General features: G+C 44.2%; 1 protein-coding gene. It reads right to left on the reverse strand.

Annotated elements, in window-relative coordinates; genetic code table 11:
* Positions 1-265, reverse strand: a 265-nt coding sequence (locus tag AAEZ18_RS19015; RefSeq protein ID WP_352255977.1) for a molybdenum cofactor biosynthesis protein MoaE, incomplete at both ends; no start/stop codon positions are given.

The following is a 265-nucleotide window of genomic DNA, read 5'->3' on the forward strand; positions in this document are numbered from 1 at the left end:
CTTTTCCCACTTATCCAGCGCTTGTTTGTCACTTTGTTTAAACTCAACCCAATTTGATGAGTCTTTAAAGTGCTCTTTTTTCCAAAACGTGGCGTGGTTTTTTAAGTAATCCATAATAAATTGTGCGCCTTCGAACGCGGCTTGGCGATGGCGGGACGTTACGCCTACAAAGACAATTTGCTCGCCAAGTGCTAAGTAACCAACGCGGTGAATAATAGATATTCGCGCCAGTTGCCAGCGAGTTTGTGCTTGCTCTGCAATAGAT

Source organism: Pseudoalteromonas sp. 19-MNA-CIBAN-0066, assembly GCF_040308705.1.
GTDB lineage: Bacteria > Pseudomonadota > Gammaproteobacteria > Enterobacterales > Alteromonadaceae > Pseudoalteromonas > Pseudoalteromonas nigrifaciens.